Annotated in this window: 22 protein-coding genes; 21 read left to right on the forward strand and 1 reads right to left on the reverse strand. The window is 53.1% G+C overall.

The features are described 5' to 3' along the window. Positions 1-194 precede the first annotated feature (194 nt). The 5 genes from R0135_RS15755 (at position 195) to tuf (ending at position 5,691) form a co-directional block, all read left to right on the forward strand. Positions 195-953, forward strand: coding sequence for a hypothetical protein (locus R0135_RS15755; RefSeq protein ID WP_407347863.1), 759 nt, complete (start codon positions 195-197; stop codon positions 951-953). 288 nt (positions 954-1,241) lie between these two features. Then, entirely contained in the window at positions 1,242-1,613 is a 372-nt protein-coding gene (gene rpsL, locus R0135_RS15760) for a 30S ribosomal protein S12 (RefSeq protein WP_009024872.1), read from the forward strand. Between the two features lie 213 nt (positions 1,614-1,826). After that, complete coding sequence (gene rpsG, locus R0135_RS15765; RefSeq protein ID WP_407347864.1) at positions 1,827-2,297, forward strand: 30S ribosomal protein S7; 471 nt, start codon at positions 1,827-1,829, stop codon at positions 2,295-2,297. A 33-nt stretch (positions 2,298-2,330) separates the two neighbouring features. Continuing rightward, the gene (gene fusA / locus R0135_RS15770; protein ID WP_407347865.1) at positions 2,331-4,430 is read left to right on the forward strand and encodes an elongation factor G; all 2,100 of its coding nucleotides are present in this window, start codon (positions 2,331-2,333) and stop codon (positions 4,428-4,430) included. Positions 4,431-4,467: 37 nt separating this feature from the next. After that, the gene (gene tuf, locus R0135_RS15775) at positions 4,468-5,691 is read left to right on the forward strand and encodes an elongation factor Tu (RefSeq protein ID WP_407347854.1); all 1,224 of its coding nucleotides are present in this window, start codon (positions 4,468-4,470) and stop codon (positions 5,689-5,691) included. A gap of 271 nt (positions 5,692-5,962) precedes the next feature. Here tuf and R0135_RS15780 read toward each other — a convergent pair whose 3' ends face one another. Further along, on the reverse strand, positions 5,963-6,346 hold the full coding sequence (locus R0135_RS15780; RefSeq protein ID WP_407347866.1) for an NINE protein: 384 nt from the start codon (positions 6,344-6,346) through the stop codon (positions 5,963-5,965). Between the two features lie 123 nt (positions 6,347-6,469). Here R0135_RS15780 and R0135_RS15785 point away from each other — a divergent pair, with 123 nt between their 5' ends. The 16 genes from R0135_RS15785 to rplE all read left to right on the forward strand — a co-directional run bounded on the left by R0135_RS15785 (position 6,470) and on the right by rplE (position 13,875). After that, complete coding sequence (locus tag R0135_RS15785; protein WP_407347867.1) at positions 6,470-6,775, forward strand: YdcH family protein; 306 nt, start codon at positions 6,470-6,472, stop codon at positions 6,773-6,775. Between the two features lie 5 nt (positions 6,776-6,780). Continuing rightward, entirely contained in the window at positions 6,781-7,095 is a 315-nt protein-coding gene (locus R0135_RS15790; RefSeq protein WP_407347868.1) for a TraR/DksA family transcriptional regulator, read from the forward strand. A gap of 352 nt (positions 7,096-7,447) precedes the next feature. Further along, positions 7,448-7,759, forward strand: a complete 312-nt coding sequence (gene rpsJ, locus R0135_RS15795; protein WP_008292615.1) for a 30S ribosomal protein S10 — start codon at positions 7,448-7,450, stop codon at positions 7,757-7,759. Between the two features lie 133 nt (positions 7,760-7,892). Beyond that, positions 7,893-8,528 (forward strand): 50S ribosomal protein L3, encoded by a 636-nt coding sequence (gene rplC / locus R0135_RS15800; RefSeq protein ID WP_407347869.1) that lies wholly within the window; start codon positions 7,893-7,895, stop codon positions 8,526-8,528. A 17-nt stretch (positions 8,529-8,545) separates the two neighbouring features. Further along, positions 8,546-9,163, forward strand: coding sequence for a 50S ribosomal protein L4 (gene rplD, locus R0135_RS15805; RefSeq protein WP_407347870.1), 618 nt, complete (start codon positions 8,546-8,548; stop codon positions 9,161-9,163). Beyond that, positions 9,160-9,456, forward strand: a complete 297-nt coding sequence (gene rplW / locus R0135_RS15810) for a 50S ribosomal protein L23 (RefSeq protein WP_407347871.1) — start codon at positions 9,160-9,162, stop codon at positions 9,454-9,456. The genes rplD and rplW overlap by 4 nt, the downstream gene beginning before the upstream one ends. Before the next feature lie 14 nt (positions 9,457-9,470). Beyond that, positions 9,471-10,298 (forward strand): 50S ribosomal protein L2, encoded by an 828-nt coding sequence (rplB, locus tag R0135_RS15815; protein WP_407347872.1) that lies wholly within the window; start codon positions 9,471-9,473, stop codon positions 10,296-10,298. Positions 10,299-10,346: 48 nt separating this feature from the next. Continuing rightward, complete coding sequence (rpsS, locus tag R0135_RS15820; RefSeq protein WP_009024884.1) at positions 10,347-10,622, forward strand: 30S ribosomal protein S19; 276 nt, start codon at positions 10,347-10,349, stop codon at positions 10,620-10,622. A 28-nt stretch (positions 10,623-10,650) separates the two neighbouring features. Next, on the forward strand, positions 10,651-10,989 hold the full coding sequence (gene rplV, locus R0135_RS15825; RefSeq protein ID WP_407347873.1) for a 50S ribosomal protein L22: 339 nt from the start codon (positions 10,651-10,653) through the stop codon (positions 10,987-10,989). Between the two features lie 19 nt (positions 10,990-11,008). Further along, positions 11,009-11,677 carry a 30S ribosomal protein S3 gene (gene rpsC / locus R0135_RS15830; RefSeq protein ID WP_407347874.1) on the forward strand — a complete coding sequence of 223 codons (669 nt, stop codon included), beginning with the start codon at positions 11,009-11,011 and terminating at the stop codon, positions 11,675-11,677. A 28-nt stretch (positions 11,678-11,705) separates the two neighbouring features. After that, a complete protein-coding gene (rplP, locus tag R0135_RS15835; RefSeq protein ID WP_407347875.1) occupies positions 11,706-12,119 on the forward strand; it encodes a 50S ribosomal protein L16 in 414 nt (137 codons plus the stop codon). Then, positions 12,119-12,310 carry a 50S ribosomal protein L29 gene (gene rpmC, locus R0135_RS15840; RefSeq protein WP_407347876.1) on the forward strand — a complete coding sequence of 64 codons (192 nt, stop codon included), beginning with the start codon at positions 12,119-12,121 and terminating at the stop codon, positions 12,308-12,310. Before rplP ends, rpmC begins: the two co-directional genes overlap by 1 nt. Before the next feature lie 2 nt (positions 12,311-12,312). Beyond that, the gene (gene rpsQ / locus R0135_RS15845; RefSeq protein WP_407347877.1) at positions 12,313-12,582 is read left to right on the forward strand and encodes a 30S ribosomal protein S17; all 270 of its coding nucleotides are present in this window, start codon (positions 12,313-12,315) and stop codon (positions 12,580-12,582) included. After that, positions 12,579-12,947, forward strand: a complete 369-nt coding sequence (gene rplN / locus R0135_RS15850) for a 50S ribosomal protein L14 (protein ID WP_008292599.1) — start codon at positions 12,579-12,581, stop codon at positions 12,945-12,947. The genes rpsQ and rplN overlap by 4 nt, the downstream gene beginning before the upstream one ends. 50 nt (positions 12,948-12,997) lie before the next feature. Then, the gene (gene rplX, locus R0135_RS15855; RefSeq protein WP_407347878.1) at positions 12,998-13,312 is read left to right on the forward strand and encodes a 50S ribosomal protein L24; all 315 of its coding nucleotides are present in this window, start codon (positions 12,998-13,000) and stop codon (positions 13,310-13,312) included. A gap of 23 nt (positions 13,313-13,335) precedes the next feature. Then, positions 13,336-13,875 (forward strand): 50S ribosomal protein L5, encoded by a 540-nt coding sequence (rplE, locus tag R0135_RS15860; RefSeq protein WP_407347879.1) that lies wholly within the window; start codon positions 13,336-13,338, stop codon positions 13,873-13,875. Positions 13,876-13,882 lie beyond the last annotated feature (7 nt).

Here is a 13,882-nt window from a genome sequence, read left to right on the forward strand (position 1 = left end):
CTAAATGTTCTGCTCGAGGGCGGCGACTGTTTAACAGCGCCGCCTTTTTTGTGGTTATCCGGTAGCCCGGCTTTTTGCTCGGGCGTCGTTGTGAGGGCCGCAATTCACATTGACCTATTACTTTTGTGGTCTACGCTGAGGACACAACACGGTTTTTTTGACCGTGAACGTTATTCCACAACGAGGCTATAAGAATGAAAACAATGTTCGGCAGTGTGGTTTTGAGTACTGGAGTTTTTTCTTTGATCGCGATGCCTGTACAGGCAGATCACCACATGGAAATGCAGTTTGCTCCCAGTGAAATGATGACCTGTGCGTATAAGGAAGGGAAAGACAGAGACGACCTGAATAAGCTCACGAATGCCTTCACCAAGTGGGTGAAGAAAAACGATGCTGACTATACCTATTACCTGCTCACCCCTAATTGGCATGAAGATGCCTCAGAGTGGGACTTTGCCTGGATAGGAAGTTGGACTAGCGGTGCAGGAATGGGTAAAGGCTACGACGCCTGGATGGACGACGATGATGACGTGGGGGCTATGTTTCAGGATGTGATGGACTGCAATTCTTCCTTATCGTCAGTTACGCCTATATCAGTACCTGAAGACGGCGCTCCCTGGGAGCGAGGCGTTGTGTGGTTTTCTCGTTGCGATATTGATGAGGACGCAGGGCTAGGTGATGCCATCGGCGCGCATCGGGCTATGTCCTCAGCTATGGGGGAAATGGGCCAGACATCGGTGAGCTGGGCGTTCCTTCCGGCCCTTGGCTTTGGGGATGTGGAGTTCGATTACTACCATGTACAGGCGTGGCCCTCTTACAGTCAGCTCGGTATGGGCTTTGATAATTACTTCAACAAAGGTGGCTGGAAGGTGCAGTCAGAGGCTCAGGAGGACACGGTATCCTGTGCTTCTCCCAATCTTTATACCTTCAGAATGGTGTATGGACCGAGCTAAATCGCCGTAATTGATCTGCCACTCAGGCCCGACTTGTAAAGCTGTGTGGCAGATCTTCCAATTGTTAAGGTTTTATCCATGCTTAAGGACTTGGTTAACTTACGATAGGCCCTGCGATCTTGTTGACTCGCTACCTCGCCGTCTATAGAATGCCGCCTCCTTTTTATGGAGGGCGGTTCGTCTTTGCCCGTTCATCTTCAGCGAGCGTCTACGTATTTTGCTTGCTCAGTGCGCGGTTTAGATAAGAGACAAACCCCTTCCTTTTAGTGAGACTGGAGTTCGGTATTAATGGCAACAATTAACCAGCTGGTGCGTAAGCCGCGCAAGCGCAAGATTGAAAAGAGTGATGTCCCGGCTCTTCAGGGCTGCCCCCAGCGACGCGGTGTGTGCACCCGTGTTTACACAACAACACCCAAGAAGCCGAACTCTGCGCTGCGTAAGGTTTGTCGTGTTCGTCTGACGAATGGCTTTGAAGTGTCTTCGTACATCGGCGGTGAAGGCCACAACCTGCAGGAGCACAGCGTGGTCCTGATTCGTGGCGGTCGTGTTAAAGACCTCCCGGGTGTGCGTTATCACACCGTTCGTGGAAGCCTGGATACATCTGGCGTTGCCGATCGTAAGAACGGCCGCTCTAAGTACGGTGCCAAGCGACCTAAGTAAGACCTAAGTAAGACCTAAGTAAGACCTAGGTAAGAATATCCACCGCTGCCAGGCCCAGGTCAGGCTTGCGGGTATAGGCTACTCCTGAAGTAGCAACCCGGAGAATGATAAGCATTCTTCGGTTACAACGTAGTAAGGCCGGATCTCTGCCGCCCCCCGCCTAATAGGTGGCAGGACGGTGTCCGGATCACCTGAAGAAAATAGGAATACACCATGCCAAGAAGAAGAGTGGTAGCCAAGCGTGAAGTGCTGCCTGATCCCAAGTTCAAAAATGCGACTCTCGCAAAGTTCATGAACCATGTAATGGTCAGCGGCAAGAAGTCAGTTGCCGAAGGCATCGTTTACGGTGCTCTGGATCTCGTTCAAGAGCGCGCAGGCAAAGACCCTATCGAAGTGTTTGATGAGGCGCTGGAAAATATCGCTCCAATGGTTGAGGTTAAGTCTCGACGTGTTGGTGGTGCGACGTACCAGGTGCCTGTGGAAGTTCGTCCTTCCCGTCGTATCGCGCTGTCTATGCGCTGGCTCGTAGAGTACGCCCGTAACCGCGGCGAAAAATCCATGCGTCAGCGTTTGGCGGGTGAGATTCTTGATGCATCCCAGGGCAAAGGTAATGCCGTGAAGAAGCGTGAAGATGTTCACCGCATGGCAGAAGCCAACAAGGCGTTCTCTCACTTCCGATTCTAGGTTTTCTAACCTTTCGATTACCGGGGCAGTAACGTGGCTCGTAAGACTCCAATCGGTCGTTACCGAAACATCGGTATCGTTGCGCACGTGGACGCGGGTAAAACTACGACCACGGAGCGTGTTCTGTTCTACACCGGTCTGTCCCACAAGATCGGTGAAGTCCATGATGGCGCCGCCACCATGGACTGGATGGAACAAGAGCAGGAGCGAGGCATAACTATCACTTCGGCTGCTACTACCTGCTTCTGGCAGGGTATGGATAAGCAGTTCGATCAGCACCGTATCAACATCATTGATACCCCCGGCCACGTTGATTTCACTATCGAAGTTGAGCGCTCTTTACGAGTGCTTGATGGTGCTGTGGTTGTACTGTGCGGATCGTCGGGTGTTCAGCCTCAAACAGAAACAGTCTGGCGTCAGGCCAATAAGTACCACGTACCACGCATGGTGTTCGTCAACAAAATGGACCGTGCTGGCGCAGACTTTCATAGTGTTATCGAGCAGTTGAAGGAGCGGCTTGGGGCGAACCCAGTGCCGCTGCAGATGACAATTGGTGCCGAAGAAAAGTTCAAGGGCGTTGTCGATCTGGTCAAGAACAAGGCGATCTACTGGAACGAAGACGACATGGGCATGACCTTTGAATATGCCGATGTGCCTGAAGAGATTAGGGCAGAAGTCGCTGAGATGCGCGAGTTTCTCGTAGAGGCCGCAGCTGAAGCCAACGACGAACTTATGGACAAGTATCTCGAAGGTGGTGAGCTGACCGAAGAAGAGATCAAGGCGGGTATTCGTGCGCGGACTCTTGCCAGCGAGATTGTTCCCGTTTTGGGCGGGTCCGCCTTTAAGAATAAAGGCGTGCAAGCGGTTCTTGATGCGGTAATCGAGTACATGCCCGCGCCCACAGAGGTGAAGGCGATCGAAGGAACGCTGGAAGACGGTGAAACCGTCGAAGAGCGTGAAGCCGATGATTCGGCGCCATTCGCCGCATTGGCTTTCAAAATAGCTACGGACCCTTTTGTGGGAACGCTGACCTTCTTCCGCGTGTACTCCGGCAAACTCGAGAGCGGCACGGCGGTATTTAATTCCGTAAAAGGTAAGAAAGAGCGTGTCGGTCGCATGGTGCAGATGCACTCTAATTCTCGCGAAGAAATTAAAGAAGTTCTTGCTGGTGACATTGCCGCGGCGGTGGGCCTCAAGGACGTCACGACCGGGGATACCTTGTGCTCTCAGGATAGGCCGATCATTCTTGAACGTATGGAGTTTCCTGAGCCGGTGATCTCGGTCGCGGTGGAGCCGAGGTCTACTGCTGACCAAGAGAAGATGGGTGTGGCGCTAGGTAAACTCTCTCAGGAAGACCCGTCGTTTCGGGTGAAGACTGACGAGGAAACGGGCCAGACTATCATTTCGGGCATGGGTGAGTTGCACCTCGATATTATCGTCGATCGCATGCGCCGGGAGTTCAGTGTTGAAGCCAACATTGGTAAGCCTCAGGTTGCCTATCGCGAAGCAATACGAAACACCTCAGAAATCGAAGGTAAGTTTGTGCGTCAGTCCGGGGGCCGGGGTCAATATGGCCATGTCTGGGTGCGTTTTGAGCCTGCGGAAGATGCCAATGCCGAAGGTCTGGAGTTTGTCAACGAGATCGTAGGCGGATCAGTGCCCCGGGAGTACATACCCGCGGTACAAAAAGGCATCGAAGATCAAATGCAAAATGGTGTGCTTGCGGGATATCCATTATTGGGCCTGAAAGCGACGCTTTACGATGGCTCTTTTCATGATGTGGATTCAAATGAGATGGCCTTTAAGATTGCTGCTTCGATGGCAACCAAGAAGCTGGCGCAGGAAGGCGGTGCAGTGTTGCTTGAGCCCATCATGAAGGTAGAGGTCGTTACCCCGGAAGAGAACATGGGGGATGTCGTGGGTGATCTTAATCGGCGTCGAGGCATGATCGTTGGCATGGACGAGAACCCCTCAGGCAAAGTGATTAATGCGGATGTGCCCTTGGCCGAGATGTTTGGATATGCCACGGACCTTCGCAGCGCGACTCAGGGCCGGGCAACCTACACCATGGAATTTTTACAGTACGCTGAAGCGCCGAATAACGTCGCCCAAGCGATTATTTCAAGAAACTAGACCGACTAACCAAAACTTACTGGAGAGGTGATTTAAAGTGGCAAAAGCAGCATTTGAGCGCGATAAGCCCCACGTCAATGTGGGTACGATTGGACACGTTGACCATGGTAAGACGACGCTGACGGCGGCGCTTACGCGGGTATGCTCTGAGGTATGGGGCGGCGAGTTGGTAGCGTTTGACGGTATTGATAACGCACCGGAAGAGAAAGAGCGCGGCATTACGATTGCGACTTCGCACGTTGAATACGAGTCAGACGTGCGTCACTACGCTCACGTTGACTGCCCGGGACACGCGGATTATGTGAAGAACATGATCACCGGTGCTGCGCAGATGGACGGTGCGATTCTGGTATGTGGTGCGACTGATGGCCCTATGCCCCAGACACGAGAGCACATTCTGCTGTCACGTCAGGTTGGCGTACCGTACATCGTAGTATTCCTGAACAAGGCAGACCTGCTGGCGGAAGATTGCGGCGGTGCGGATTCAGAAGAATACGAAGAGATGAAAGAGCTGGTTGAGATGGAGCTTCGTGAGCTTCTGGACCAGTACGAGTTCCCGGGTGACGACACTCCGATCATCTGTGGTTCGGCGCTGATGGCGTTGAACGGCGAAGACGAGAACGGTCTGGGTACAACAGCGGTCAAGACTCTGGTTGAGACTCTGGATTCTTACATCCCAGAGCCTGAGCGTGCGATTGATCAGCCGTTCCTGATGCCGGTAGAGGACGTATTCTCTATCTCAGGTCGTGGCACGGTTGTTACCGGTCGTGTTGAGCGTGGCATTGTGAAGGTTGGCGACGAGATTGAGATTGTCGGCATCAAGGACACAGCGAAGACGACATGTACGGGCGTTGAGATGTTCCGCAAGCTGCTTGACGAAGGTCGTGCAGGTGAGAACGTTGGTGTACTTCTGCGTGGTACGAAGCGTGAAGAAGTTGAGCGTGGTCAGGTTCTGTCCAAGCCAGGCAGTGTTAACCCTCACACGAAGTTTGAGTCTGAGGTTTATGTATTGTCCAAGGACGAGGGTGGTCGTCACACGCCATTCTTCAAGGGCTATCGTCCGCAGTTTTACTTCCGTACGACTGACGTGACTGGCGCTTGTGAGCTTCCAGAAGGCGTTGAGATGGTAATGCCGGGTGACAACGTTCAGATGGTTGTGACTTTGATTGCACCGATTGCGATGGAAGAAGGTCTGCGTTTTGCTATCCGTGAGGGTGGCCGAACTGTAGGTGCTGGCGTCGTCGCTAAAATCATCGAGTAAGACTCGCTGAGGCCGTAAGTTGTGGTAAGCACCGTCGTATCCGTTTTTTCGCGTCGCGCTTTTGCGCTCCTGACTGCTACAAAACGGACACGGCGGCACTCACCGCGCAGGCCCCAGCGAATTTCGGCGGCGTTGCGAAGCGAGCGTAAAAGCGCAAGCAGCGAGTGTAGTAATGCCGACGCAATTCGCGGAAAGTGATATGGAAGAGCCCAGCTGATCAGCTGGGCTTTTTTGTGCCTGACATTTAGGATTGAGGCGAGCGTTCACGGAATCACTCGTTGATCTCGTCAATCTGCTCGTTCAGCGTCCAGTAGTCATACAGAATACCCAGTCCAAATAAGCCCACTGTTAGTAAGTACACCAGACCCGTGAATAGCTTTCCCATGTAAAAGCGATGGACGCCAAAGGCACCCAGGAACGTCAGTAGAATCCAGGCGATGTTGTAGTCCACGTCACCCTCAAAGTACCGTCGATCGGCATCGTCGTTCATCGCTGGTATCAAAAATAAGTCGATAATCCAGCCAATAAAGAACAGACCAAGGGTGAAAAACCAGATTGTGCCGGTGATCGGGCGCCCGTAATAGAAGCGGTGAGCGCCCATGAACCCGAAGATCCACAGCAAGTACCCCATGACTACCGAATGCGAACGTTCCATAGAAAATCCTCTCTCGCAGGCCTGGTGGCTCTGGGCCGCGAATCAGTTAGTAATCCGGTATTTATCATGACACAGGTCATGGTCGCGGGCGAAAGGTCAGCGTTAAGCTGACAGTGTGTTGCGATGAGTCGGTGGATTCATGGCGACGACTTTTTTAAAACCCGTTTTTTTAAGGAATTTCCTATGGCCGTGCCTCACCATGATCTTGTTCACGAGTTTCCCGAGCTCAAAGATCGCATACACGAACTGAAAACGAGCAATCTGCACTTTCGAAAGCTTTTTGACCGTTATCATGATTTGACCCGCGAAGTTGAAAATATGGAGAACGAAGTCACACCCGTTGCTACGCAAACAGAGGAGGATGCCAAGCTAAAGCGTCTGCACCTCAAAGATGAGCTATACAGCATGCTGACTAAAGACTCCCACTGATGCCTATGGATATTACAGAAAGTCAGCGGGTACTCGAGCAGCGTTTGTTAGAGCTGGAAGGGCGCCTGGCGAAACTCAAGCGCGATGCTGCCCAGGAGCACTCTTCGGATTCCGCAGAGCAGGCGCAGGAGAGGGAGAATGATGAGGTGGTCGACGCCATTGGCGTGGAGACTCGTGATTCACTTGCTGCGGTTAAGGCTGCCCTGCAAAGGATCGAAGAGGGCAATTATGGCAAATGCATGCAATGCGGCGGCGACATAGCCGCTGATCGGCTGAAGGTAATGCCTGAGGCCACGCACTGTATGGGCTGCGCGGCTTAGTCCACGCTCTAAGTAATGAGTCCGACCCCCGTCTACTCTGCGCCGGATCCTCGCTCCGGCGTCGTTTGCCAGTGCCCCGGATGATTCCCAGGGACAACACATCTTGCATCAGGCGAGGCACTTTTGCGATATTTGTTATGATGTTCGCAGTTCTGGCTTTGTGTCCTGGCGACAAGTAAAAGCCGGCAAGTTGTTGATTTGAAACAGTCTAGAAAGCCCGCTCCTGCCTGCAGTTGATATTTCGCACATTATCCCTTGACAGTAGGGGTGCTCATACCTAGAATTCGCGCTCCATTTGTCGGGGTCCCCAGCGCGGGGCTCTGGTTTTTTGAAAAGATTGGAGACTGATCGCGTGCAGAATCAACGCATACGTATTCGCTTGAAAGCGTTCGACCATCGCCTGATAGACACATCTACTCAGGAGATCGTCGAAACAGCACGGCGAACCGGCGCACAGGTAAGAGGGCCGATCCCTCTGCCAACGCGCAAAGAACGTTACACCGTGCTGGTTTCACCGCACGTAAACAAGGACGCACGTGATCAGTACGAGATTCGTACCCACAAGCGCCTTCTCGACATTATTGAGCCGACGGAAAAGACCGTTGACGCTTTGATGAAGCTCGACCTAGCGGCGGGCGTGGAAGTACAAATCAGTCTTGGTTAACGACAATTCGTAGCAAGACCTGCCCCGGCGAGCAGTAACCAGTTCGCGCGGGGTGTGTAACGCCCAAGCCTTCACGGTGAAGACTTGGGCGGCCATAGAGGGTGAGAGCCCCGTACACTGTGAGGTTGGCAAAATGACTATTGGCTTAGTCGGCCGGAAGTCCGGCATGACGCGCGTCTTTACTGAAGACGGTGCATCTATTCCAGTAACCGTAGTGGAGGTTTCTCCAAACCGCGTTACTCAAATCAAAGAAAACGATAGCCACGGCTATCGTTCGATTCAAGTAACCGCAGGCAGCCGTAAGGCAGCCAAAGTGAGTAAGTCCGAGGCGGGTCTCTTCGCCAAGGCTGGCGTTGAAGCTGGCCGTGGTCTGTGGGAGTTCCGTTTATCTGCCGACGAAGAGTCTTTCGAGGTGGGTGCTGAGTTGACCGTCGAGCGTTTCGAGGAAGGTCAAAAAGTCGATGTAGCGGGCAAGTCCAAGGGTAAGGGTTTCCAGGGCGTTATTAAGCGTTGGAACTTCAGCATGCAGGACGCTACTCACGGTAACTCACTGTCGCACCGTGCGCCGGGATCAATCGGCCAGTGCCAGACTCCGGGTCGCGTCTTCAAGGGTAAGAAGATGTCGGGCCAGATGGGTAACGCGAACGTAACTGTGCAGGGTCTTGAGATCGTGCGTGTGGATGCAGAACGCAATCTGCTGCTGATCAAAGGTGCTGTACCTGGTGCACCCGGTGGGGACGTCTTCGTGCGTCCGGCCGTCAAAGGCTGAGCGCGGGAGGAATATAAGTGGAACTGAGTATATTAAAGCCCGGGAATGAGTCAGCTGGCACTGTTTCAGTGTCGGATGCGAATTTCGCGCGCGAATACAACGAAGATCTGGTTCATCAGGTCGTGACTTCTTTTCTTGCAGGTGCCCGTCAGGGTACTCGCGCTCAGAAGACTCGCTCAGATGTGCGTGGTGGTGGTAAGAAGCCATGGCGCCAGAAGGGTACCGGCCGAGCTCGTGCGGGAACCATCCGTTCGCCTATCTGGCGTAGTGGTGGCGTAACGTTCGCAGCGCGTCCACAGGATCACAGCGTTAAGGTTAATCGCAAGATGTACCGCGCAGCGCTTAAGACCATTATCTCGGAGCTGGCTCGCCAGGATCGTTTGGTGGTTGTTGAGACTTTGGATTTGGACGCGCCTAAGACCAAGTTGTTGGTCAGTCAGTTAGATGGCTACGGTGTAAACAGCGCGTTGTTGATCTCTGACGAGGTGAACGAGAATCTGTACTTGGCTTCACGTAACCTTCAAAAGGTTGATGTTCGCGACGTGCAGGGTATCGATCCAGTAAGTTTGCTGTCTCATGACAAGGTCATGGTGACTGTGGATGCCGTTAAAAAGATTGAGGAGATGCTGGCATGAACCGTGAGCGCGTATTTCAGGTGCTGATGGGCCCGCATGTGTCGGAAAAGGCAGCGATTGTTGCCGATGCCAATAATCAGTACGTATTTAAGGTAGCGGTTGACGCGACCAAGAGCGAGATCCGAAAGTCAGTGGAGCAGCTCTTCAAGGTCAGCGTTGAAGATGTCCAGACTCTTAAGGTCAAGGGCAAGGTAAAGCGTAATCGCTACGGGTTTAGCACTAAGCCGACCTGGAAGAAGGCCTATGTTCGCGTTGCCCAAGGGCAGGACATTGACTTCGCGGTAGCTGAGTAAGGGAGAGCGGACAAATGGCAATTGCAAAGAGTAAGCCGACGTCAGCGGGCCGCCGTCATCAGGTTCGCGTCGTTAATCAGGATCTGCACAAAGGTGCACCCTACGCGCCGCTACTGGAAAAGCAGTCGCGTAATGGCGGTCGAAACAATAACGGGCGTATCACCACGCGTCACGTTGGCGGTGGACACAAGCAGCACTATCGCGTTATCGACTTTAAGCGCAATAAGGATGCTATTCCGGCGAAGGTTGAGCGTATTGAATACGATCCCAATCGCACAGCGCACATAGCACTGCTGTTATTCGCCGACGGCGAGCGTCGTTACATTATCGCTCCCAAGGGCTTGAAGGCTGGGGATGCCGTTCAGTCAGGTTCTGCCGCGCCCATCAAGGCGGGCAACTGCCTGCCTTTGCGCAACATTCCTGTCGGTTCGGTGGTGCACGCTGTCGAGCTTAAGCCTGGCAAGGGTGCTCAGATAGCACGTTCGGCCGGTGCTTCGGTTCAGCTGGCTGCTCGCGAGGGTCGTTATGCGACGATTCGCCTGCGCTCCGGCGAAATGCGTAAGGTACTGTCTGATTGTCGCGCTACGTTGGGAGAGGTTTCTAACTCCGAGCACAGTTTGCGTAAGTTAGGTAAAGCTGGTGCCGCACGTTGGCGCGGTGTTCGTCCGACGGTTCGTGGTGTAGCCATGAACCCGGTTGATCACCCGCATGGTGGTGGTGAAGGTCGTACCTCTGGTGGTCGACATCCGGTTAGCCCCTGGGGCACGCCGACCAAGGGTTACAAGACCCGTAAGAATAAGCGTACCGATGATCTCATCGTGCGTCGCCGGCGCAAGAAGTAACGCTGGCGCCCTTTGGGATTGGACGAATAGGATTAGAGGAAACAAACAGTGCCGCGTTCATTGAAGAAAGGCCCGTTTATCGATCTGCATCTCCTCAAGAAAGTTGAGGTTGCAGTTGAAGCAAATGATCGTCGACCTATTAAGACCTGGTCGCGTCGTTCCATGGTGTCTCCGGACATGGTTGGTTTGACTATTGCCGTACATAACGGGCGTCAACATGTGCCTGTATTGGTGAACGAGGACATGGTTGGCCACAAGCTTGGCGAGTTCGCAGTAACGCGTACTTTCAAGGGCCACGTTGTGGACAAGAAGGCGAAGCGCTAAGCGCTGGCCGGGAATAGGAATTAGATTGATGGAAGTTTCAGCTAGATTAAAAGGTGCCCGCATCTCCGCGCAGAAAGCGCGGCTGGTTGCAGACCAGGTTCGCGGTAAGCCCGTAGAAGAGGCCTTGTCTGTGCTTGAGTACAGCAATAAGAAGGCAGCGCATATCGTTCGTAAGGTGCTGAACTCTGCTATTGCAAATGCTGAGAACAATGAAGGCGCTGACGTCGACGAGCTGAAAATCTCTTCAGTCTTCGTAGACGAAGGTGTGACGATGAAGCGCTTGCGTCCGCGGGCCAAGGGTCGCGCAGATCGTATTTTTAAGCGCAGCTGCCATATCACTGTAAAAGTCGCCGACGGCGAAAGCTAAAGGATTAGGAGAGGACCACATGGGTCAGAAAGTACATCCCACGGGCATCCGCCTTGGCATCGTCAAGGATCACACTTCGGTGTGGTATGCCGATCGTAAGAACTACGCCAAGCAGTTGGTGAACGATCTGCAGGTTCGGAGCTTTATTGAGAAGAAGCTTGATAACGCCTCGGTAAGCCGCGTTGTTATTGAGCGTCCCGCGCAAACTGCACGGATTACGATTCACACTGCCCGACCAGGGATTGTGATCGGCAAGAAAGGCGAAGATGTCGACAAGCTTCGCAAGGTGTTGGCTGAAAAGATGGGTGTGCCCGTGCACATCAATATTGAAGAGATCCGCAAGCCCGATCTGGACGCCCGTTTAGTGGCTCAGAATGTGGCTCAGCAGCTCGAGCGACGAGTAATGTTCCGTCGCGCTATGAAGCGTGTAGTTCAAAATGCTATGCGTCAGGGTGCGGAGGGTATCAAGGTCCAGGTGAGCGGTCGTTTGGGTGGCGCAGAAATCGCGCGTACCGAGTGGTATCGAGAAGGTCGAGTACCTTTGCACACACTGCGAGCGGACATTGACTACGCTACATATGAGGCAGCAACCACTTACGGAATCCTGGGCGTCAAGGTCTGGATTTTCAAGGGTGAGGTGCTAGGTGCCGACGAGGCTGACAACGGCCGTAAGTCAGCGGCCAGCTAAGCGGCCAAGAAGCTAAGGGTTTAGAAGAATGCTGCAACCAAAACGTACAAAGTTTCGCAAGGCGATGAAAGGCCGGAACCGCGGTCTTGCGCATCGCGGTAGCAAGGTTAGCTTTGGCGAATTCGGATTAAAAGCCACTGGTCGTGGACGCATTACAGCGCGTCAGATCGAAGCGGCTCGTCGTGCCATGACTCGTCACATCAAACGTGGCGGTAAGATCTGGATCCGTGTTTTTCCCGACAAGCCAATTACTGGTAAGCCGTTGGAAGTTCGTCAGGGTAAGGGTAAGGGTAACGTAGAGTATTGGGTTGCTCAGGTGCAGCCTGGCAAGGTTCTCTATGAAGTACAGGGTGTGTCGGAAGAGTTGGCGCGAGAGGCTTTTGAGCTGGCCGCAGCAAAGATTCCGATTTCCACCGCGTTTGTTAAAAGATCGGTGATGTGATGAAAGGCAGCGAATTGCGCGACCAGAGCGCAGAACAATTAGGCGAGCAGCTGCTGGCGCTCCGCGAGGAGCAGTTCAAGCTGCGCATGCAAAAGGCGACCGGCCAGTTGAGCCAGACTCACCTGCTGCAGGCAAACCAGCGTGATATCGCGCGGGTTAAAACCGTGTTGCACGAAAAGGCAGGTGAATAACAATGTCAGCTGAAAAAAGAACCCGGACCGTAACCGGTCGCGTTGTAAGCAACAAGATGGATAAGACCATTACTGTGCTTATCGAGCGTCGCGTACGTCACGCTATGTATGGCAAGTACATGACCCGCTCTTCTAAAGTGCACGCTCATGATGCCGACAACCAGTGCGGTATTGGTGACCTGGTGACGGTGGCAGAGACTCGTCCGATCTCTAAAAGCAAAAGCTGGAACCTCGTTGAGGTTGTAGAGAAAGTGGAGAGTGCTGCGCAATGATCCAGACAGAATCCTATTTGGAAGTTGCAGATAACAGCGGCGCACGCCGTGTTATGTGCATCAAAGTCCTTGGTGGGTCCAAGCGGCGTTATGCGCGCGTTGGCGATCTCATCAAGGTTACAGTTAAAGAAGCCATTCCCCGTGGAAAGGTTAAGAAGGGCCAGGTTATGACCGCGGTCGTCGTTCGCACCAAGAAGGGTGTTCGTCGTCCAGATGGATCATTGATCAAGTTTGATGATAACGCGGCTGTTCTGTTGAACAATCAGGAAGCACCTATCGGTACTCGTATTTTTGGGCCGGTAACTCGAGAGCTTCGTGGTGAGAAATTCATGAAGATCATTTCCCTTGCACCGGAAGTGATCTGAAGGCGGGCTAGTCAACCTTTGGGTTGCTGCACGGCAGAGAGTAGAGAGCTATGTTGAAGATTAAATGTGACGATGAAGTAATCGTGCTGGCTGGGAAGGACAAGGGCAAGCGTGGGAAGGTGCGTAAGATCGTAGATGACAGTCGCGTAATTGTTAGCGGCATTAACATGATCAAGAAGCACACCAAGCCTAACCCGCAGGCGGGTGTTCAGGGCGGAATCGTTGAGCGAGAAGCGGCGATTCAGGTGTCTAACATCGCAATTTTCAACCCTGAGACCAGCAAGGCCGACCGTATTGGCTTCCGTGTTGATGACGGAAAAAAGGTTAGGTTTTTTAAGTCTAACGGCGCAGCTCTGGACGCCTAAGGGCAAGGAACAGGTACAAGTAAATGGCAACCTTGAAAGACAAGTATCGGGACGAGATCGCGGCGCAGCTCAAAGAAGAGCTCGGCCTGGATAACGTTATGGAAGTGCCTCGGATCACAAAGATTACCTTGAATATGGGTGTCGGCGAAGCTGTGGGCGACAAGAAGGTTATGGAGAGCGCGCTCTCGGATATGACCAAAATCGCCGGACAGAAGCCTGTGGTTACCTTGGCTCGTCGGTCGATTGCTGGATTCAAAATTCGCGATGGCTGGCCTATCGGTTGTAAGGTCACTCTGCGCGGCGAGAGAATGTATGAGTTCCTCGAGCGTCTTGTGAGCATTGCCATTCCCCGTATTCGTGACTTTCGAGGCATCAGCCCCAAGTCCTTTGACGGTCGCGGAAATTTCGCGATGGGCGTTACCGAGCAGATTATTTTCCCGGAAATTAACTACGACGAGGTAGATAGCCTTCGGGGTATGGACATCACGATCACTACGACAGCACGCACGGACGACGAAGGTCGCGCCTTGTTGCGTTCTTTCAATTTTCCGCTGAAAGGGTAATTCGGGT

Source organism: Congregibacter variabilis (assembly GCF_045689235.1).
In the GTDB taxonomy this organism is placed as follows: Bacteria; Pseudomonadota; Gammaproteobacteria; order Pseudomonadales; family Halieaceae; genus Congregibacter; species Congregibacter variabilis.